The organism is Pseudomonas sp. NPDC098740 (assembly GCF_044760065.1).
GTDB lineage: Bacteria > Pseudomonadota > Gammaproteobacteria > Pseudomonadales > Pseudomonadaceae > Aquipseudomonas > Aquipseudomonas rossensis.
In genome coordinates this window covers 1-18626 of the sequence record NZ_JBIWAM010000035.1, presented here as the reverse complement: position 1 = coordinate 18626, position 18626 = coordinate 1, and the positions used below count along the sequence as shown (strand labels likewise).

Below are 18626 nucleotides of genomic sequence, written 5' to 3'. Positions count from 1 at the left end.
TGGTCTACCCTCACATCAGACGTCTGAAACAAGGGGACTCTCCATGCTCGAGCACCTTCCTCCGGCCTTACAGAATCTGCAGTTACCTCTACGCCTGCGACTCTGGGACGGCCATGAATTCAATCTGGGGCCGACGCCCAGCGTCACGATTGTGGTCAAGGACCCACAAATGGTTACCCAGTTCACTCATCCAAGCCTGGACGCGCTCGGGACGGCGTTTGTCGAAGGCAAACTTGAGCTGGAAGGTTCCATCAGCGAGGTGATTCGCGTCTGTGATGAATGGACCCAGGCGTTGCTCGGAGACCAGGATAGTCAGCCAGTGCGCACTGCTCACGACAAGGAGACCGACGCCAAGGCGATTTCCTACCACTACGACCTTTCCAACGCGTTTTATCAGCTGTGGCTCGACAGCGACATGGCGTATTCCTGCGCTTATTTCGAGACTGGCAGTGAAACGCTGGAGCAAGCCCAACAAGCCAAATTCCGCCACCTGTGCCGCAAACTGCGGCTGCAACCAGGTGAATACCTGCTGGATGTCGGTTGCGGCTGGGGCGGACTGGCACGGTATGCCGCGCGGGAGTGTGGCGCGAAGGTGTTCGGGATCACACTCAGTAAAGAGCAATTGGAACTTGCCCGTGAGCGCGTGACGGCCGAAGGCCTGGACGATCTGGTCGAACTGCAACTGCTCGACTACCGCGACTTGCCTCAGGACGGTCGCTTCGACAAAGTGGTCAGTGTCGGCATGTTCGAACACGTTGGCCACGCCAATCTGGCCGAGTACTGCAAAACCTTGTTCGGTGCGGTGAAAGAGGGCGGCCTGGTGATGAACCACGGGATCACCGCCAAGCACATCGATGGCCGTCCAGTGGGGCGCGGTTTCGGTGAATTCATCGAGAAGTATGTGTTCCCCAATGGCGAGCTGCCGCATCTGGCGATGATCTCTGCCGAGATCAGCGAAGCAGGGCTGGAGATCGTCGACGTCGAGAGTCTGCGCCTGCACTACGCGCGTACCCTGGACCATTGGAGCGAACGCCTGGAAGACAATCTGGAAGCGGCTTCCAGGCTGGTACCAGAGCAGGCCTTACGGATCTGGCGGCTGTACCTGGCGGGATGCGCTTACGCGTTCGCCAAGGGCTGGATCAATCTGCATCAGATTCTCGCGGTGAAAGCCCACCCCGATGGCAGCCATGAACTGCCATGGACTCGCGACGATATCTATACACCTTAAAGAATCGGTGAAATAAGCCGGGCGATCCGCATGCCGACCTGTTGCAGGCGGCGGGTCTCCCGGCTTTCTTCTTTGGCGATCTCGTGAGCCTGGGCGAAGTCATCGTTGAGCATCTGTTCTACTTCGGCGGCAAACGTGCTGTCGACCGTCAACAACATCACTTCAAAATTCAGCCGGAACGAGCGGTTGTCCAGATTGGCACTGCCAATGGCGCTGATTTCGCTGTCGATCAACACCACTTTCTGATGCAGGAAGCCAGGCTCGTAGCGGAACACCCGCACGCCAGCGCGCACGGCCTCGAAGGCATAAAGGCTGGAGGCGGCGTAGACGATCCGGTGGTCCGGTCGTGAGGGCAGCAGCAGCCGCACATCTATGCCACGCATAGCCGCCAGCCTTAACGCAGCGAACACGGCTTCGTCGGGGATGAAATAAGGGCTGGTGATCCACACCCGCTCGGTTGCCGCATGGATGGCTTCGACGAAGAATAACGAACAGGTTTCGTAGGAATCCGCCGGACCGCTGGCGAGCAATTGGCAGAGCACGCCGTCGTCCGGGTAAACGTCCGGCAGGATCAGCGGCGGCAATGAGCGGGCAGCCCAAAACCAGTCTTCAGCGAAAGATTCCTGCATGCAGGCAACCACCGGCCCGCGTACTTGCACATGGGTATCGCGCCACGGGGCGAGGGGTGGTTTCTCGCCCATGTATTCGTCGCCGACGTTATGCCCACCGACGAAACCCAGCATTCCATCGACCACCACAATCTTGCGGTGGTTGCGGAAGTTGACCTGGAAGCGGTTGAGCCAGCCGCTGCGGGTGGCAAAGGCTTTGACCTCGACGCCGGCATCGCGCAGCGGCTGCACGTAACTGTGAGGCAGGGAATGGCTGCCGATGCGGTCGTACAATAAATAAACCGCCACGCCTTCGGCGGCTTTCTGCAGTAGCAAGGTTTGCAGGCGTTGACCGAGGCGATCGTCGTGAATGATGAAAAACTGAATCAGCACCGCTTCCTTCGCGTTGCTGATGGCTTCAAAAATGGCGTTGAAGGTGGCCTGGCCGTTGATCAGCAAACGCACTTCGTTATTCGCCAGGCACGGCATGCGCCCCAGTTTCGGCATGGCCCTCAAGGACGCGTAAGCACTTGAGGCGCGAGCGGTCAGCGCCTCTTCTACCCAAGGGCGCCAGTTCAGCTCTGAGATAGCCTTGCGCATTTCTTCGTTGGCCTGGCGCCGAGCCTTGATGTAACCATCGAAGGTACTGCGGCCGAAGACTAGATAGGGGATGAGCGTGAGGTAGGGAATAAACAGCAACGACAGGGCCCAGGCGATCGATCCCTGGGCGGTCCGGACGGTGAGCACGGCGTGGATGGCAGCGATCAGGCCCAACGTGTGAAGCAGTGCAATCATGTAGCCGAAAATATGCGGTCCAAAGTAATCCATGGGGGCAGCCTTGCTCCTGAAGATTCAATGCTTAACAGACCATGTTCCGTGCAGAATGTCGCTATTTAATTGGCCCATGAACCGAAGCCGCTGGCTGACGTCTAACGGCCACTACTGATCAGGAGTTACTCGATGAACGTTCGTCTGCTGGGTTTGGCCATGGCTATTGGTTTGTCACTTCCTGTGGCCGCTCAGGCGCAGATGCTGCAGCCTGGTTTGTGGGAAATGACCACAAGCAACATGAAGGTCGATGACCAGAATCTCCCGGATTTGCAGCTGATCCTTGGCCAGATACAGAGCCAGATGACCCCGGCACAGCGTGCGCAGCTGGAGAAGCAGGGCATCACCATGGGCGGCAAGGGGATTCGGGCTTGCCTGACGCCGGAACAGGTGAAGAGCGACGACATTCCGCTGACCGATCCACAGTCGGGTTGCAAGCAGGAAATCACTGACCGCACCGGGAATCAGTGGAAATTCCGCTTCAGCTGTCCGAAAGCGCAGGGCACTGGTGTCGCCACTTTCCTCAGTGATCGTGAGTTCACCACCAAGGTTAATGGCACGTTCAACGCCACCGGCATTCAGCAGAAGGGCAGCCTCGATAGCCGCGCCGTGTGGTTGGGGCAGGATTGCGGGACCGTCAAGCCGAGAGCTTAAAGGCTCGCCAGCAGGCCCGCGCCCTACATGACCGTGTAGGAGCGGGCCTGATTCAACCACTCACACACCGTCTCAACGCTCATCCTGCCGAAATCCTTCCCAGTGCGGCTGCGCACACTGACAAACCCGCCTTCCTTTTCTTTCTCCCCGATCACCACCAGATACGGTACATGCTGACTGTGCTCGCGAATTTTTTGACGGACTTTCTCGTGACGCAGATCCGCGCGGGCGCGCACGCCACTTCGGCGCAATGCCTCCGTCACCGATTGCGCGTAATCTGCCTGACGTTCGTCCATGCTGACGATGATGACGTGTGGCGGCGTCCGCCAGTTTTCCAGCTCCTGTTGGCAGGGCCAGCACGTACCATAAATCCGCTGCTGCAACGTCCCGCTGATGTGGTCGAGGGTGAACGCTTGCAGCACTCTGGTCGCGGGGACATGCGGGCCAACTGTCGTAGACTCGAAGTTCCCCAAGCGGTACAGCTGCGTCTTCCCTTGACGGCGGATCGAGTGATTGGTCGCCGCCAGAGCCTGCATGCGCGCTTCGATCAGTGGCAGATCTGCCTGCGTTAGGGATCGCTCGGCAGAAAATTCATAAAAGAACCCGTCGCCCAGCACCGTTCCTGCGTGCAGTTGCACCTGTGGATGGAGTTGCTTGAGGGCCATGGCCAGCATCAGTGCACAGGAGCGTCGCAGGATCTCCAGCCCATCGGGCTCTTGAGGCGTGACGATGTTGACCCGGGCATCGGCCTCGATCATGAACTCACAGTCCACCAAGATGCCGTCCACTCGGCCGGCCACCGCCGCTTTTGCCAGTCCGGATCCGATACTCGCGGCGAACTCGTACACCGACAGTGGCCGGTCGTATTCACGCAATGAACCGTCGCTAAGGGTGATGTGAATCATGTCGGTGCTCTCCAGTGCTAGCGCATAAACCGTAGAGGTAATACCTGACAGTTGTCATTAAGACGTTTGTCGTGCCAGGCAATTTGTCCCGACACGATCGTGCTGCCGACGCTGTGGCGAAAACGCTGTCGGGCAAAAGGTGTCCAGCCGCATTGAGACAGGATCGGCTGCTGGGACACGGCGACACCGCCGGGTTCGGGTTTGATCAGAACGAGGTCGGCCCAATAGCCTTCGCGCAGATAACCGCGGTCGGGAATGGCGAACAGATCGGCGACGCGATGACTGGTCTTGGCCACGAGCGTGGTGATCGGCAGAACTTCATCCGCGACCAATTCCAGCAGCGCGGGCAGGGCATGTTGCACCAACGGTAAGCCGGCAGGCGCCTGGCTGTATAGCCGCTGTTTTTCATCCCAGGTGTGAGGCGCGTGATCGCTGCCGATCACGTCGAGCCGATGGCTCAGCAATGCTTCGCGCAAGGCATCGCGGTCCGCCTGGGTTTTGATCGCCGGGTTGCACTTGATCAGGTTGCCGAGGCTCGGGTAATCCCGGTCATCGAACAGCAAGTGGTGCAGGCAGACTTCGGCGGTGATGCGTTTCTGGGCGAGCGGCTTGTCTTCGAACAACGCCAGTTCGCGGGCGGTGGTCAGGTGCAGAACATGCAGTCGGGTGCCGTGACGCCTGGCGAGGTCCACGGCCATTGAGGAGGAGCGAAAGCACGCCTCGGCGTTGCGGATCAGCGGGTGGGCCGCCGCTGGAATGTGTTCGCCGAACAAGTCGCGCAGGTTCGCGGCGTTGGCGTCGATACTGGGCGTGTGTTCGCAGTGGGCCAACAAAAGGGTCGGCACCTCGGCGAATAACCGCTCGAGAATCTGAGGGTCATCGACCAGCATGTTGCCGGTCGAAGCGCCCATGAACACTTTGACGCCGGCTACTTCACAGGGATTCAGCGCGGCGATGGTGTCGAGATTGTCGTTACTCACGCCGAAATGAAAGCCGTAATTAGCGACGGAACTGATCGCCGCTCGACGCTTTTTGTCGGCCAGTGCGCTGAGGGTCAGGGTCGCCGGATTGGTGTTGGGCATGTCCATGAAGCTGGTGATGCCGCCAGCCACGGCGGCTCGGGATTCGGTGTAGAAGCTGCCTTTGTCTGGCGCGCCTGGATCGCGGAAGTGCACTTGGTCGTCGATCATTCCGGGCAGCAGCCATTGCCCTTGTGCTTCGATTTCCAGGTCGGCATTTTCACCGTGGATGCTGCTGGCGATCTTCACGATTCGACCGTTGCTCACCAACAGATCACCGTCAAACTCACGGCCTTCATTCACCAGCCGGGCATTGCGAATCAGCACGCTGCTCATGGTCAGAACTCGTTCTGCAGGGCTTTGTAGCCACGCACCAGGTCGACGTTGGTACGCGCCACGTCCTCGGAAAACTCCGAGGCGCTGACGCTCACCGGTGGGAACTGCGACAGATCTGTCTTTGGGCCGATGCGGGTGGTGGAGGGCACGTAGAAGTCTTCGGGCAAGTCGCGGCCATCGACCACCGAGTTGTGCCGCACCACGCAACCGTCACCGACGACGCAGTTGAACAGCACGCTGTTGAAACCGATAAACACCCGGTCGCCAACCTTGCACGGACCATGAACGATCGAGCGGTGGGCGATCGAACTGAACTCGCCGATGGTCACTGCCGCGCCGGACTTGGAGTGGATCACCACGCCATCCTGGATGTTCGAGTTGGCGCCGATGGTGATCGGCTCCATCTCGCCTGAGGCATCCACTTCGTCGGCACGAATCACCGCGTAAGGACCGACGAAGACGTTCTCGCCGATCACCACTTTGCCGCAGATGATGGCGGTTTTGTCCACGTAGGCAGATTCCGCTATCACCGGCAAATCACCGGAAGGATTCTTGCGGATCATGGCTTGCTCAACGCGTCGTAGAGGGTGTTGAGGTTGTACTCGAACAACCCGACGAAGGTGCTGGCCGGACCGGTCTCCGCGAGCGCATCGGAGTACAACGTGCCACCGATGTGCGCGCCGCTTTCATCGGCAATCTGCTTGAGCAGGCGTGCATCCTTGATGTTTTCCATGAACACCGCTTTGACCTTGGCCTGGCGTATCTGGGTGATCAGTGCGGCGACTTCGGCGGCTGACGGTTCGCGCTCAGTGGACAGGCCTTGAGGCGCCATGAAGTCGATGCCGTAAGCCTGACCGAGATAACCGAAGGCGTCATGGGACGTCACGATTTTGCGATTGCCCGGTGGCAGTAAACCGAGTTTGGCCTTGGCTTCGGCAAGCAGCGCGTAGATCTGTTTCAGGTAGGCCTGACTGTTGCGTTCGTAGTCGTTTTTATTCGTCGGGTCGGCGGCGATCAGCGCCTTGGTGATGTTGCTGACATACAGGTCAGCGTTCGCCAGATTGTGCCACGCGTGCGGGTCGGGAATCGTCTCGCCATCTTCATCCAGGGAGCGCGGGATGACGCCGTGGCTCGCGCTGATCACTGGCGCTTTGGTCTCGGTGCTGGTCACCAGACGGTCCAGCCATGGCTCGAAACCCAAGCCGTTTTTGATAATGAGTTTGGCTTTGAGCAACCCCTTGGCGTCGTCCGGCGTCGGCTCGTACGTGTGAGCATCGGCATCCGGGCCGACCATGTTGGTGATCTGGATATGGTCGCCGCCGACTTGATGGGTCATGTCGGCGAGGATGCTGAAACTGGTGACTACCTGAAGTTTTTCCGCAGCAGACAGCGACATCGACAGCATCAAACTGAACAGCACGAGCAAAACGCGCATCGGGTAACACCTCATTGGGATGTGAGCAAAGGCGGGCGGCGCAGCAAACCGTGCACCGGTCCGAACACCACGGACAGCAGATACAAACCGCCAGCCACCAGCACGATCGCCGGGCCACTGGGGAGCGAGTAGTAGAACGACAGCAACAGTCCGAGCCACACCGAGAGGCAGCCGAGCAGGGCGGCGATGGCCATTAATGTCGGCAAGCGACGACTCCAGAAGCGCGACGCGGCGGCGGGCAACATCATCAAACCGACGACCATCAGCGCACCGATGGCTTGAAAACCGATCACCAGGTTCAGCACCACCAGGGTTAGAAATACGCCGTGAGCCAGAGGGCCGAGTCGGCTGACGGTTTGCAGAAAGAGTGGGTCGAGGGTGTCCAGCAACAGCGGTTTGTAGATGAACGCCATGGCGATCAGGCTGAAGCCGGAGACCCACAGCATGCCGGTCAGCGTCGGGCCATCGACCGCCAGTGCCGAGCCAAACAACAGATGCAACAGGTCCAGACGTTTGCCGGCGATGCCGAGGATCAGCACCCCGCAGGCAAGGGAGATCGGGTAGATCGCGGCGAGGCTGGCGTCTTCTCGCAGGCCGGTGCGACGGGTGATCCAGGCGGCGAGTCCGGCCATGCCGAGACCGGCACCGAGGCCGCCGACGGTCAGCGCCGGCAGACTCAATCCGGCAAACCAGAAGCCCAATGCAGCCCCCGGCAGAATGCCGTGAGCCACAGCGTCGCCGATCAGGCTCATGCGTCGCAGGATCAAAAACACGCCCAACGGTGCGGTGCTGCATGCCAGAACCAACCCGCCGAGAAGCGCTCGCCGCATGAACACGAACTCGTGGAACGGTTGCCAAAGATGAGCGGCAGCGAGCATCAGGCCACCCGCGTATGTGGTTGTTGATGGATCAGATCAACGCTCGACCCAAGGACGCAGCCGGTGCTTTTGATCAGCAATGTTTGGGGAATGTATTGGCGAACGGCGGCCAGGTCATGGCACACGATCACCTGGGTTCGGCCTTCGGCATGCCAGGCGTGGATGTGTGTCCAGAGCAGCGCTTGGCCGAGTTCGTCGAGGGCGGCGTGGGGTTCGTCGAGCAATAGCAATGGTGCGTCGGCGAGGCTCAAACGGGCGAGCAGGGCACGCTGTAATTCGCCGCCGGACAAGGCCATCAATGGGCGCTGTTCCAGTCCGCTCAGACACCAGTTTTCCAGGACGGCTTTGAGGCGTTGTCTGCGTATCTCGGGAGACTGCGTGCTACCCCAGAAACCGGCGGCCACTAGCTCTTGCAAGCTGATGGGGAATTGGCGGTCCAAGTGTTGTTGCTGGGGTAGGAACGACAGCTTGCCCTTGCGTTGAACATCCAGGATGACTTTGCCGGTCAGCGGTTTTTGCAAGCCCGCGATGACTTTCAGCAGGCTGCTTTTACCCGAACCGTTGGCACCGATTACGGCGGTGAGACTTCCTTTGGCCAGTTCGAAATCCACGGTAGGAGTCAGTGGCTGGCCGGGTGCACCCCAACGCAAGGCTTGGCAATGAATCATGCGGCCTCCCAGTTCCAGCGACTTTCGGCGACCGCATCGTGCGCGTGAAGACTTTCTGCGTGGACGACTCGTATGTGGAAGGCGTTGATGCCGGGTGAGCGTTTTAGCGCCAGGTTCAAACGTCGTGCGGCGTCTTCGCAGAACATCAGGTTTTGACCGTTGGCCAACGCGAAGGCTTGTTCGTCGGCGCGTTTTACGGCGGTTTGTACGGCGGTGCCGAGGGCCGCTTCGGCGTCGTTGATGATCGCGATCAGCGGTAAGTCATCCAGATAGTCGTCCACTCGAAGCCGCAATTTCGCATTGCTCCGTTGGCTGTGAGGCGTTGCGACGATGCCTTTTGTGGAGCCGAGCCAAGCCAACACATCGGCATGTTGCAGCGGCTTGTTGGCGAAGTCATCGACGAATTGCTGCTGAATCAATTGCCGGGAAAGCGCGGCCGAACACGGACAGGTCGAGGAATAAGGCACGTCGATTTTTAGTTCCACGTGGAACATAGCGTTTTTCAAACGTGCTTCGATGCTCACTGGATAGGTTTTCCAGCCGGCCAATGGACTGACCAGCGCCGGTCTTTTGAGCAGTAAATCGGTGTGTATTTTTAAGTACGCGCTGCTGGACAATCCTTCATGAGTCTCGAGAAAACTTTGCAAAACTCGCCGCAACAAGGCAGGTGTCAGGTTTTCTTGCTCAAGTATTTCCAGCGCCAAATACAGCCGTGACATATGAATCCCGCGCGCCTCTCCATCATCGAGGCTAACGCCGGCGTCGGCTTTCGCACTCAGTCGTTGGCCATCGAATAAAACAGGAAGAGCAATGCCGCACATGCCCACCCAGTCGAGTGGCAGGGCTTGGCGTGAGGCCTGCGCGGCGATATCCGGCAGAGTCAGCGCATTCATGAGCAGGTCCATCGTGGGAGTCGATTCTACATGTTATGTTATTACATTAAAATCAACCATGCCTTTTTTATGAACAGGCTTTCATCATGCACAGACGTCAGTTGTTGAACTTGATCCTGGCCAGCGCGGCCTTCGCTTTACCGTTTGGCGTCTCGGCCACACAGATTCGCAATGCGCGGCTCTGGCGTTCGGATGACAAGCTGCGATTGGTGTTCGATCTGAGCGGGCCGGTGCAATACAAGACGTTTTCCTTGAGCGCCCCCGAACGGCTGATCATCGATCTGAGTGGTGCCAACCTCAGTGGCGACTTCTGTCAGTTGGCGCTCAGCAACACCGTGATTCGCTCGATACGCTCCGGGCCCTTCGGCCAGGGCGATACGCGAATCGTCCTCGACCTCAGCGGCCCGGTGCAGCTCGCCAGTTTTTTGCTGCCGCCACAGGACGGTCAGGGTCATCGACTGGTGCTTGATCTGAACACTGCTTCACCGATACAAATGGCGGCTTCGCCCAAGGCGTCCGTCGACAAGGCTCACTCCAAGCGCGACATCATCGTCGTAGTCGACCCTGGTCACGGCGGCAAAGACCCCGGTGCGGTCGGCGCCAAAGGTGAACGTGAGAAAGACGTGGTGTTGTCTATCGCCCAGTTGTTGGCCAAGCGGCTGAAGCGCGAGAAGGGCTTCGACGTGAAACTGGTGCGCAACGACGACTTCTTCGTACCGCTGCGTAAACGCGTGGAGATTGCCCGCAAGCACAACGCCGACATGTTCATCTCGGTGCACGCGGACGCGGCGCCGCGTCTCACCGCGTCAGGCGCCTCCGTGTATTGCTTGTCTGAAGGTGGAGCGACTTCCGCCACGGCACGCTTCATGGCGCAACGGGAGAACGGCGCGGACCTGCTGGGGGCTACCAACCTGCTTAATCTCAAAGACAAGGACCCGATGCTCGCCGGGGTCATTCTCGACATGTCGATGAACGCGACCATCGCCGCCAGTTTGCAGTTGGGCAGCTCGGTGCTCGGCAGTCTGGCGGGCATCACCACGCTGCATCAGAAGCGCGTGGAACAAGCGGGATTTGCGGTGCTGAAGTCGCCGGACGTGCCGTCGATCCTGGTGGAAACCGCCTTCATCTCCAACGCTCGCGACAGTCAGCGACTGGTCACCGCGCGCCATCAGCAGGCCGTAGCCGATGGCTTGTTCGAAGGGTTACAGCGCTACTTCCAGAAAAATCCGCCGGTAAACAGTTACATCGCTTGGCAGCAAGAGCAAAAAAAATCCCAAGCCTAACATCCCGCAATTCGGCTACAGGTGAACTTGCCGCTGCTGCCACCAGAACTGGAAAACCGATTGATGGTGGTCCAGCCGACGCGACGGTTGTAGCCGACCCAGGCCTCGCCATCGGAAGCGAGCCCAGTGAAAAACGTGAGTTGTCCGTAGCGACTGTTGGTCTGTGCCCAGTGGCGTTTTCCGGCCGCTTCGAAGCCCCGCAAATAGATCGTGCTCCCGACGGTGTTGACGCTGTAGGCATTGCCGTCGCCATCCACGCAGGCCAGCAGATTGGCGCTTCGGGTGCATTTGGCCAGGCTCGGGATTTGCGCCCAGGCGTCGACAGCAATCAGCAACGAAACGCTCATCAGCATTATTTTCAGGGCGACACGCATAGGATTTCTCACGGACCGAACGGGCTTGAGCATCGTGCCCTTTGTCATCGTGGGCAAGAGGAGAGTGGCTTGATTGTGTTGTTATACTATAACATCAAATTATGCCCGACACTGCGACCGGGCATCTCTGTGAGGAATACCTGATGCCCAATCGTCTCCCCGTAACCGTCCTGTCGGGCTTTCTCGGCGCTGGCAAAAGCACGCTGCTCAACTACGTGCTGCGCAATCGCGACAACCTGCGCGTCGCCGTGATCGTCAATGATATGAGCGAAATCAACATTGATGGCGGTGAAGTTCAGCGCGATGTCACCCTGAATCGTGCGGAAGAAAAACTGGTGGAGATGAGCAATGGATGCATCTGCTGCACCTTGCGCGAAGACTTGCTGGAAGAGGTGAGTAAACTCGCCAAGGAGGGTCGCTTTGATTATTTGTTGATCGAATCCACCGGAATTTCCGAGCCGCTGCCCGTGGCGGAAACCTTCACCTTCCGCGATGAAGAAGGGCAGAGCCTGGCGGACATCGCCCGGCTCGACACCATGGTCACCGTGGTCGATGGCATGAACTTCCTGCTCGACTATGAGGCTGCCGAAAGTCTCGCTTCCCGTGGTGAAACCTTGGGCGAGGAAGACGAACGCTCGATCACCGACCTGTTGATCGAGCAGATCGAATTCGCCGACGTGATTCTGATCAGCAAGATCGACTTGATCAGCAGCAGCGAACGCCAGGAGCTGATCGCGATCCTTGAGCGGCTTAACGCCCAGGCGGAAATCATCCCGATGGTCATGGGCGAAATTCCCTTGGCGAAGATCCTGAATACCGGTCGTTTCGACTTCGAGAAGGCCGCTCAGGCGCCGGGCTGGCTACAGGAATTGCGTGGCGAACACGTGCCCGAAACCGAGGAATACGGCATCGCCTCGACAGCCTACCGAGCACGCCGACCGTTTCATCCGCAGCGCTTTTTCAGCTTCATCGACCGCCCGTGGGTGAACGGCAAACTGCTGCGCTCCAAGGGCTTCTTCTGGCTGGCCAGCAAGCACATGGACGCCGGTAGCTGGTCCCAGGCCGGCGGATTGATGCGCCATGGTTTCGCCGGGCGCTGGTGGCGTTTCGTGCCGAAAACCCAGTGGCCGCAGGACGAAGAAAGCACGGCCGGGATCATGGAAAACTGGACTGCAGCCACCGGCGATTGCCGTCAGGAACTGGTGTTCATCGGCCAGAACATCGACTTCGCGCAACTCACCGCCGAACTCGACAATTGCCTGCTGACCGACGATGAAATGGCGCTGGGTGTCGAGGGCTGGCGCTTACTGCCAGATCCATTCGGCCCGTGGCATGAAGAGGCGGCAGCCTGATGTTGGCACCCAGTCTGAAACTGCGGCCGATCATTTATCAGGTTCAAGCTGAGACGCCGCAAGCGCTGACCCGAATACTGGATGACGGCGTTAACCTCGCTGTTTGGCAGCGCCAACTGCCGGCGCACATCGCTGATTTCGGGCGTTTGCTGCTGTCCCTGAACGAGCCGTTAGCCGAGTCGCGGGTCCTGGAACTGCCCAGCGACGACACCGAACCCAATCTTCACGGATTAGCCTCAGGTTTCAGCGATCTCGAAGGTTACGAAGGTTTCATCGCTGACGTCTCCTGGCTGGTCAGTGCTTTCGCCTGTTTGATGGGCGCCAAGCGTGTCGGCCTGCGCTTGCGGGTCCTGGACAAGGCCATGTGCCCGCGTTTCCACGTCGATCACGTTCCGGTGCGGCTGATCACCACGTATTGCGGGATCGGCAGCCAGTGGCTGAAGGAAGGTGCGATGGATCGCCGACAACTGGGTAAAGCCGAAGTCGAACCCCAGGACGATTCGCTGATCGAGCAGATCGCCAGCGGCGAAGTCGCGTTACTCAAAGGCGAGAAATGGCATGGCAACGAAGGCTTCGGCCTTATTCACCGGTCGCCACAGCTTGTGTCCGGTGAGCGGCGGCTGATCCTGACGCTCGACTGGCTGAGCTAGCGGCTCACGGTTTGAGCCAGGTTCCCTGGCTCTGGGCTTCGCAAAACGGCTTCAAATACGCCGCATCCGTGGCTACGCCGTAATAGTGAATATCCTGCCGGTAAGGCATATTGGCGACTTGGGCGTTGCTGCACACGCCGAACGCGCCGGTGGGGCATTGGTCGACGTACTGCACTTCGACTTTCTGGCCAGGAAGGTTCGGCTGGCAGAAACCATCGGCGAATAGCTTTTCCGGGATGTTGCGGTTCTGCTGGCAGATTTTCACGTCGAGTCGCGCAGCCGTGCTATGTACCACGCAAGCCTGGGCCAGCGCGTCGCCGGACATGAGCGCCAAGAGCACCGACAACCCCATCAACCGCATCCTTGACCTCCTCAGAAAACTTCGATCATGTTGCAGAACATTCCCACTCACGTCATTGCTGGCCCATTGGGTGCCGGCAAGACCAGCCTGATCAAGCACCTGCTGGCGCAGCGGCCGGCAAATGAGCGTTGGGCGGTGCTGATCAACGAGTTCGGCCAGATCGGCCTCGACGCTGCGTTGCTGACCCGGGACGCCGATGGTATCGCACTGGGTGAAGTGGCCGGGGGCTGTTTGTGTTGCGTGAATGGCGCGCCGTTTCAGATCGGCCTCGGACGTTTGCTGCGCAAGGCGCGGCCGGATCGGCTGTTTATCGAGCCCTCCGGGCTGGGGCATCCGGCGCAATTGCTCAGGCAATTGAGTGAGGCGCCGTGGCAAGGCGTGTTGGCTGTTCAACCCTGCGTGCTGGTGCTGGACGCCCAGGCACTTGCTGCCGGCAAAGCGCTGCCGGTGGCGCAACAGGAAGCGCTCAAGAGCGCCGGGTTGTTGCTGATGAATAAAGCCGAAAATATCGACGACGCTGATCGCCAGCGAATCGCCGCACAGTTGCCGGCGCGTCCGTTGTACTGGACGCAGCAAGCCGCGTTGCCATTGAGTGAGCTACCAGGGCTTGGGGTTCAGGCTGTAGCGGGTGTGGATAACTTCGTTGTGCCCAAAGGATTGGCACAGCTGCCAGCCATCTGGACCGATCCTGCGCTGCCAATTTGCTTGAGTCAGGAACAGGAGGGCGGTTGGAGCGTTGGGTGGCGCTGGCATCCGAGTCAGACTTTCGATGCGATGCTCGTTGGCCGTTGGCTTGAAAGCCTTGCCTGGCGGCGGGCGAAACTGGTTATCCACAGCGTCGACGGTTGGGTTTCGGCGAATGCGCTGGAAAACCCGGTGCTGGACTGGCAGCCCAGCGAATGGCGGCGTGATTCACGTATCGAGCTGATTTTCAGCGAGCCGCAGGATGTTGATTCATTACAAAGAGATCTAGCCGACTGCCGGTCGAGCAAGACTTGAATCAAGGACGCCATTTAGTGTGTTCTTGCCGCCACTGACTCATCTCGATCACCTCAGCGCGCGGTTTTACTACATCGGCCACCGCAGGTGTGTCGTCGAACGGCATCGGGTAGGGCGCCAGCTCAATCTGCGCACTGTGGGCGCCGAACTGGGTGATGGTGCCGTTGTGACGGCTTTCACCGGTCACGGTGAATTCGAAGTTATACACACGGGCGAGGCGCCGCCGGCCGTTGGCGTCTTTAATGAACGCGATCTTCTTCAAGGCCACGTTGCCGTCCAGCAGCTCGATTCCAAGCTTTGCGCAATGCAGCTTGACCCGCTCCAGCGCGCGCTCGCGCAAGCCATGGTTGTGCCATAACCACGCGCCACCGGTGGCAAGCAGCATCAGGACGAAGATATTTCCAAGGGTCAGCATCAACACGTTGCTCCAACAAGATAGTGTCAGCTTAACTGCGTCGCCGGTCTGTCGTACAGGCTGCGTTTAGTCGCATACTGCGCGGCTTGAATTTCAATCGTTTGACGGAAAACCCACCGCATGAAACGTACGCCCCATCTGCTCGCCATCCAGTCCCACGTGGTGTTCGGCCACGCTGGCAACAGCGCCGCGGTTTTCCCGATGCAGCGGGTCGGGGTGAATGTCTGGCCGCTCAATACCGTGCAGTTCTCCAACCACACCCAGTACGGCCAATGGGCCGGTGAGGTGCTGGCGCCGCATCAGATTCCCGACCTGGTCGAAGGCATCGCGGCGATTGGCGAACTGGGCAACTGCGACGCCGTGCTGTCTGGCTATCTCGGCAGTGCTGCCCAGGGTCGGGCGATCCTGACGGGGGTGGCGCGGATCAAGTCGATGAATCCCAAGGCACTGTATCTGTGTGACCCGGTGATGGGCCATCCGGAGAAGGGTTGCAGCGTGCCCGCGGAAGTCAGCGATTTTCTGCTGGAGGAGGCGGCTGCCGTGGCGGACTTCATGTGCCCGAACCAGCTGGAGCTGGACAGCTTTTCGGGGCGCAAGCCGCAATCGTTGTTCGATTGCCTGTCCATGGCGCGAGCGTTGCTGGCTCGCGGTCCGAAGGCTGTGCTGGTCAAGCATCTGGACTATCCCGGTAAACCGGCGGATGTTTTCGAGATGTTGCTGGTGACAGCCGAAGGCAGCTGGCATTTGCGCCGCCCGCTGCTGGCGTTCCCGCGTCAGCCCGTGGGCGTCGGCGACCTGACTTCCGGACTGTTTCTGGCTCGCGTCCTGTTGGGCGATAGCCTGGTGGCGGCTTTCGAATTCGCCGCGTCGGCGGTGCATGAAGTGCTGCTGGAAACCCAGGCTTGCTCCAACTATGAGCTGGAGCTGGTACGGGCTCAGGACCGGATTGCCCATCCCCGGGTGCGGTTCGAGGCGACGGCGATCAGTTTGTAATCGGGGTCACAGCGAAAAGATCGCAACCTGCGGCAGCTCCTACACGGGAACGCGTACCCCGTAGGAGCTGCCGCAGGCTGCGATCTTTTGATTTAGGCGTCGCCCTTGATGTCCTGATAGCGCTTTTCCAGCTCCTGACGAATCTGCCGACGTTGCTGGGCCTGCATGAAGCGGCGTTTGTCTTCGCTGTTCTGCGGTTGCAGTGGCGGGACAGCAGCCGGTTTGCGGTCGTCATCCACTGCGACCATGGTGAAGAAGCAGCTGTTGGTGTGGCGCACCGAGCGCTCGCGGATGTTTTCGGTCACCACCTTGATGCCCACCTCCATGGAGGTGTTGCCGGTGTAGTTCACCGAGGCCAGAAAGGTCACCAGTTCGCCGACATGGATCGGCTCACGGAAAATCACCTGGTCCACCGACAGGGTCACCACGTAGCGGCCGGCATAACGGCTGGCGCACGCGTAGGCCACTTCGTCGAGGTATTTGAGTAAGGTGCCGCCGTGGACATTGCCAGAGAAGTTGGCCATGTCGGGGGTCATCAATACCGTCATCGACAGTTGTGCGTTTCCGGGTTCCATAGCGTTCTCACGGTTCAAGGCAGAATTTCGGGAGGGCGGCACCTCTGCGGGGGCCTCGTCAGCTTTTTCAAACCAACAGTTATCGGGACGCCGGGCGGGTGGCTGCCGTCACGCCCGGATCGATCTGTTTCCATATATTGCACCGCCTTTCCGGCTGAAGTCGCGGTGTTACCCTCCAAAAGTCCAACTTAAGGAGCCCCACACCATGCATGCCATCAGTTTTATTCAGGATCTGGCAGTGATCATGTTGGTCGCAGGTGTGGTGACCGTGCTTTTCCATCGCTTCAAACAGCCTGTGGTGCTGGGCTACATCGTCGCCGGCTTCATCATCGGCCCGCACACCCCGCCGTTCGGCTTTATCCACGACGAAGAAACCATCAAGACCCTCGCCGAACTCGGGGTGATTTTCCTGATGTTCTGTCTGGGCCTTGAGTTCAGCCTGCGAAAGCTGTTCAAGGTCGGCGCCACGGCGTTCATCGCGGCGTTTCTGGAAATCGTGCTGATGATCTGGATCGGCTACGAGATCGGTCGCTGGTTCGACTGGAACACCATGGACTCATTGTTCCTTGGCGCGATCCTGGCGATTTCCTCGACCACCATCATCGTCAAGGCGCTCAACGATCTGAAGATGAAGAACGAACGTTTTGCGCAGCTGATCTTCGGCGTGCTGATCGTTGAAGACATCCTTGGCATCGGCATCATCGCCTTGCTGTCGAGCATCGCGGTCAGCGGCACGGTCAGTTCCGGCGAAGTATTTTCCACGGTCGGCAAGCTCTCGCTGTTCATGATCGTCGCGCTGGTCATCGGTATCCTGTTGGTGCCGCGATTGCTGGCTTACGTGGCGAAGTTCGAAAGCAATGAAATGCTGCTGATCACGGTGTTAGGCCTGTGTTTCGGCTTCTGTTTGCTGGTGGTCAAACTTGAGTACAGCATGGTGCTCGGTGCCTTCCTGATTGGCGCGATCATGGCTGAATCCCGGCAATTGCTGAAAATCGAGCGCTTGATCGAACCGGTTCGCGATCTGTTCAGTGCGATCTTCTTTGTCGCCATTGGGCTGATGCTCGATCCGATGATCCTGCTGCAATACGCATGGCCGATTGCGGTGATCACCGTGGCCGTGGTGCTGGGCAAAATGTTCTCTTGCGGCCTTGGCGCCTTTATCGCTGGCAATGATGGACGCACCTCACTTCGAGTCGGGATGGGGCTTTCGCAGATTGGCGAATTTTCTTTCATCATCGCGGCGCTGGGCATGACGTTGCAGGTCACCAGCAACTTCCTTTACCCGGTCGCCGTTGCCGTCTCGGTGATCACCACGTTGCTGACGCCCTACCTGATCCGCGCGGCTGATCCGCTGTCGGTCAAGCTTGCCGCGGTGATGCCGAAGCGACTGGGCAGGGTATTGGGGATGTACGGCGAATGGCTGCGTAGCATCCAGCCTCAGGGCGAGGGCGCGCTGCTGGCATCGATGATTCGGCGAATTCTGTTGCAGGTGGGAGTCAATCTGGCGCTGGTGATTGCGATCTTCTTCTCGGGCGCTTATTTCGCCGAGCGCATGTCCGCTTACCTGCAAGACTGGATCAGCAATCCGAGCTGGCAGAAAGCGTTGATTTGGGGCGGGGCGTTGCTGTTGTCGCTACCGTTCCTGATCGCCGCCTATCGCAAGCTCAAGGCGCTCTCGATGCTGTTGGCGGAGATGGGCGTGAAGCCGGAGATGGCCGGCCGCCACACGCAGCGAGTGCGTCGGGTGATCGCCGAAGTGATCCCGATCCTCTCGCTGCTGGTGATTTTCCTGCTGTTGGCAGCCTTGTCGGCCAGTATTCTGCCGACCAACAAGTTGCTGGTGCTGATCGTCGTCGTCGCGGCCGCTGTAGCGGCGCTACTCTGGCGCTGGTTCATCCGCGTTCACACGCGCATGCAGGTGGCGTTGCTCGAAACACTGGACAACCACAAGGATGCATCTGGCCACTGACATCGCACTTGTAGCAGCTGGCGCAGCCTGCGTTCGGCTGCGAAGCAGTCGTAAAACCTGACGACTCGGTTACCCTGAAACACCTCATTGCTTGATTAGCGGCTGCTTCGCAGCCGAACGCAGGCTGCGCCAGCTGCTATGTATGGACTCGCCCCCACTGTCTACCCGCTTTTGAAAAACCGCCGCCCCGTTGCATCTATGTA

20 protein-coding genes are annotated in these 18626 nt (G+C 59.3%); 8 read left to right on the top strand and 12 right to left on the bottom strand.

Annotated features, from left to right (window positions below; genetic code table 11):
* Positions 1-43: 43 nt before the first annotated feature.
* Positions 44-1228: a C17 cyclopropane fatty acid synthase CfaB gene (cfaB, locus tag ACIQU2_RS27010; RefSeq protein WP_403145297.1), complete on the top strand. Its 1185-nt coding sequence runs from the start codon at positions 44-46 to the stop codon at positions 1226-1228.
* Here the strand turns inward: cfaB and cls are convergent.
* Complete coding sequence (gene cls, locus ACIQU2_RS27005) at positions 1225-2664, bottom strand: cardiolipin synthase (RefSeq protein WP_403145295.1); 1440 nt, start codon at positions 2662-2664, stop codon at positions 1225-1227. The two genes, cfaB and cls, sit on opposite strands and share 4 nt — an antisense overlap.
* Positions 2665-2796: 132 nt before the next feature.
* On the opposite strand from cls, the gene ACIQU2_RS27000 reads away from it, so the two are divergent.
* Entirely contained in the window at positions 2797-3318 is a 522-nt protein-coding gene (locus ACIQU2_RS27000) for a DUF3617 domain-containing protein (RefSeq protein ID WP_347803298.1), read from the top strand.
* 23 nt (positions 3319-3341) lie between these two features.
* Here ACIQU2_RS27000 and ACIQU2_RS26995 read toward each other — a convergent pair whose 3' ends face one another.
* The 7 genes from ACIQU2_RS26995 to folE2 are packed head-to-tail and all read right to left on the bottom strand — an operon-like array spanning position 3342 to position 9452.
* Positions 3342-4223: a His/Gly/Thr/Pro-type tRNA ligase C-terminal domain-containing protein gene (locus tag ACIQU2_RS26995; protein ID WP_403145292.1), complete on the bottom strand. Its 882-nt coding sequence runs from the start codon at positions 4221-4223 to the stop codon at positions 3342-3344.
* A gap of 17 nt (positions 4224-4240) precedes the next feature.
* Complete coding sequence (locus ACIQU2_RS26990) at positions 4241-5578, bottom strand: dihydroorotase (RefSeq protein ID WP_403145289.1); 1338 nt, start codon at positions 5576-5578, stop codon at positions 4241-4243.
* Between the two features lie 2 nt (positions 5579-5580).
* Complete coding sequence (locus ACIQU2_RS26985; RefSeq protein WP_046044954.1) at positions 5581-6141, bottom strand: DapH/DapD/GlmU-related protein; 561 nt, start codon at positions 6139-6141, stop codon at positions 5581-5583.
* Positions 6138-7013: a metal ABC transporter substrate-binding protein gene (locus tag ACIQU2_RS26980; RefSeq protein WP_403145286.1), complete on the bottom strand. Its 876-nt coding sequence runs from the start codon at positions 7011-7013 to the stop codon at positions 6138-6140. Before ACIQU2_RS26980 ends, ACIQU2_RS26985 begins: the two co-directional genes overlap by 4 nt.
* An 11-nt stretch (positions 7014-7024) precedes the next feature.
* Complete coding sequence (locus ACIQU2_RS26975) at positions 7025-7891, bottom strand: metal ABC transporter permease (RefSeq protein WP_403145284.1); 867 nt, start codon at positions 7889-7891, stop codon at positions 7025-7027.
* Positions 7891-8559 (bottom strand): metal ABC transporter ATP-binding protein, encoded by a 669-nt coding sequence (locus tag ACIQU2_RS26970; RefSeq protein WP_403145282.1) that lies wholly within the window; start codon positions 8557-8559, stop codon positions 7891-7893. Before ACIQU2_RS26970 ends, ACIQU2_RS26975 begins: the two co-directional genes overlap by 1 nt.
* Positions 8556-9452 (bottom strand): GTP cyclohydrolase FolE2, encoded by an 897-nt coding sequence (gene folE2 / locus ACIQU2_RS26965; protein WP_403145279.1) that lies wholly within the window; start codon positions 9450-9452, stop codon positions 8556-8558. The genes ACIQU2_RS26970 and folE2 overlap by 4 nt, the downstream gene beginning before the upstream one ends.
* An 86-nt stretch (positions 9453-9538) precedes the next feature.
* Here folE2 and ACIQU2_RS26960 point away from each other — a divergent pair, with 86 nt between their 5' ends.
* Complete coding sequence (locus ACIQU2_RS26960) at positions 9539-10735, top strand: N-acetylmuramoyl-L-alanine amidase (protein WP_403145276.1); 1197 nt, start codon at positions 9539-9541, stop codon at positions 10733-10735.
* Here ACIQU2_RS26960 and ACIQU2_RS26955 read toward each other — a convergent pair.
* Entirely contained in the window at positions 10732-11109 is a 378-nt protein-coding gene (locus ACIQU2_RS26955; RefSeq protein ID WP_403145274.1) for a glutamine synthetase, read from the bottom strand. The genes ACIQU2_RS26960 and ACIQU2_RS26955 overlap by 4 nt on opposite strands.
* Positions 11110-11252: 143 nt before the next feature.
* On the opposite strand from ACIQU2_RS26955, the gene zigA reads away from it, so the two are divergent.
* Positions 11253-12461: a zinc metallochaperone GTPase ZigA gene (gene zigA / locus ACIQU2_RS26950; RefSeq protein ID WP_403145271.1), complete on the top strand. Its 1209-nt coding sequence runs from the start codon at positions 11253-11255 to the stop codon at positions 12459-12461.
* Complete coding sequence (locus tag ACIQU2_RS26945; RefSeq protein WP_403145269.1) at positions 12461-13111, top strand: DUF1826 domain-containing protein; 651 nt, start codon at positions 12461-12463, stop codon at positions 13109-13111. Before zigA ends, ACIQU2_RS26945 begins: the two co-directional genes overlap by 1 nt.
* 4 nt (positions 13112-13115) lie before the next feature.
* Here ACIQU2_RS26945 and ACIQU2_RS26940 read toward each other — a convergent pair whose 3' ends face one another.
* Positions 13116-13472 carry an NADH:ubiquinone oxidoreductase gene (locus ACIQU2_RS26940; protein ID WP_347803308.1) on the bottom strand — a complete coding sequence of 119 codons (357 nt, stop codon included), beginning with the start codon at positions 13470-13472 and terminating at the stop codon, positions 13116-13118.
* Between the two features lie 27 nt (positions 13473-13499).
* Between ACIQU2_RS26940 and ACIQU2_RS26935 the strand changes: the two genes are divergently transcribed.
* Positions 13500-14471 (top strand): CobW family GTP-binding protein, encoded by a 972-nt coding sequence (locus ACIQU2_RS26935; RefSeq protein ID WP_403145266.1) that lies wholly within the window; start codon positions 13500-13502, stop codon positions 14469-14471.
* A 1-nt stretch (position 14472) separates the two neighbouring features.
* On the opposite strand, the gene ACIQU2_RS26930 is transcribed toward ACIQU2_RS26935, so the two are convergent.
* Complete coding sequence (locus tag ACIQU2_RS26930; RefSeq protein ID WP_348125050.1) at positions 14473-14886, bottom strand: DUF3301 domain-containing protein; 414 nt, start codon at positions 14884-14886, stop codon at positions 14473-14475.
* A gap of 120 nt (positions 14887-15006) precedes the next feature.
* Between ACIQU2_RS26930 and pdxY the strand changes: the two genes are divergently transcribed.
* Positions 15007-15879, top strand: coding sequence for a pyridoxal kinase PdxY (gene pdxY / locus ACIQU2_RS26925; RefSeq protein WP_403145262.1), 873 nt, complete (start codon positions 15007-15009; stop codon positions 15877-15879).
* Positions 15880-15971: 92 nt separating this feature from the next.
* On the opposite strand, the gene ACIQU2_RS26920 is transcribed toward pdxY, so the two are convergent.
* Complete coding sequence (locus ACIQU2_RS26920; RefSeq protein ID WP_074872148.1) at positions 15972-16454, bottom strand: acyl-CoA thioesterase; 483 nt, start codon at positions 16452-16454, stop codon at positions 15972-15974.
* Positions 16455-16659: 205 nt separating this feature from the next.
* Between ACIQU2_RS26920 and ACIQU2_RS26915 the strand changes: the two genes are divergently transcribed.
* Complete coding sequence (locus ACIQU2_RS26915; RefSeq protein WP_403145259.1) at positions 16660-18423, top strand: cation:proton antiporter; 1764 nt, start codon at positions 16660-16662, stop codon at positions 18421-18423.
* Positions 18424-18626 lie beyond the last annotated feature (203 nt).

Excerpts from the sequence above, each read along its gene's own strand:
- folE2 (WP_403145279.1), bottom strand. The coding sequence starts at position 9,452 with ATGAATGCGCTGACTCTGCCGGATATCGCCGCGCAGGCCTCACGCCAA.
- ACIQU2_RS26945 (WP_403145269.1), top strand. The coding sequence starts at position 12,461 with ATGTTGGCACCCAGTCTGAAACTGCGGCCGATCATTTATCAGGTTCAA.
- ACIQU2_RS27000 (WP_347803298.1), top strand. The coding sequence starts at position 2,797 with ATGAACGTTCGTCTGCTGGGTTTGGCCATGGCTATTGGTTTGTCACTT.
- zigA (WP_403145271.1), top strand. The coding sequence starts at position 11,253 with ATGCCCAATCGTCTCCCCGTAACCGTCCTGTCGGGCTTTCTCGGCGCT.
- ACIQU2_RS26920 (WP_074872148.1), bottom strand. The coding sequence starts at position 16,454 with ATGGAACCCGGAAACGCACAACTGTCGATGACGGTATTGATGACCCCC.
- ACIQU2_RS26955 (WP_403145274.1), bottom strand. The coding sequence starts at position 11,109 with ATGCGTGTCGCCCTGAAAATAATGCTGATGAGCGTTTCGTTGCTGATT.
- ACIQU2_RS26970 (WP_403145282.1), bottom strand. The coding sequence starts at position 8,559 with ATGATTCATTGCCAAGCCTTGCGTTGGGGTGCACCCGGCCAGCCACTG.
- ACIQU2_RS26960 (WP_403145276.1), top strand. The coding sequence starts at position 9,539 with ATGCACAGACGTCAGTTGTTGAACTTGATCCTGGCCAGCGCGGCCTTC.
- ACIQU2_RS26975 (WP_403145284.1), bottom strand. The coding sequence starts at position 7,891 with ATGCTCGCTGCCGCTCATCTTTGGCAACCGTTCCACGAGTTCGTGTTC.
- ACIQU2_RS26915 (WP_403145259.1), top strand. The coding sequence starts at position 16,660 with ATGCATGCCATCAGTTTTATTCAGGATCTGGCAGTGATCATGTTGGTC.
- ACIQU2_RS26940 (WP_347803308.1), bottom strand. The coding sequence starts at position 13,472 with ATGCGGTTGATGGGGTTGTCGGTGCTCTTGGCGCTCATGTCCGGCGAC.
- ACIQU2_RS26935 (WP_403145266.1), top strand. The coding sequence starts at position 13,500 with ATGTTGCAGAACATTCCCACTCACGTCATTGCTGGCCCATTGGGTGCC.
- cls (WP_403145295.1), bottom strand. The coding sequence starts at position 2,664 with ATGGATTACTTTGGACCGCATATTTTCGGCTACATGATTGCACTGCTT.
- ACIQU2_RS26995 (WP_403145292.1), bottom strand. The coding sequence starts at position 4,223 with ATGATTCACATCACCCTTAGCGACGGTTCATTGCGTGAATACGACCGG.
- cfaB (WP_403145297.1), top strand. The coding sequence starts at position 44 with ATGCTCGAGCACCTTCCTCCGGCCTTACAGAATCTGCAGTTACCTCTA.
- pdxY (WP_403145262.1), top strand. The coding sequence starts at position 15,007 with ATGAAACGTACGCCCCATCTGCTCGCCATCCAGTCCCACGTGGTGTTC.
- ACIQU2_RS26980 (WP_403145286.1), bottom strand. The coding sequence starts at position 7,013 with ATGCGCGTTTTGCTCGTGCTGTTCAGTTTGATGCTGTCGATGTCGCTG.
- ACIQU2_RS26930 (WP_348125050.1), bottom strand. The coding sequence starts at position 14,886 with ATGCTGACCCTTGGAAATATCTTCGTCCTGATGCTGCTTGCCACCGGT.
- ACIQU2_RS26985 (WP_046044954.1), bottom strand. The coding sequence starts at position 6,141 with ATGATCCGCAAGAATCCTTCCGGTGATTTGCCGGTGATAGCGGAATCT.
- ACIQU2_RS26990 (WP_403145289.1), bottom strand. The coding sequence starts at position 5,578 with ATGAGCAGCGTGCTGATTCGCAATGCCCGGCTGGTGAATGAAGGCCGT.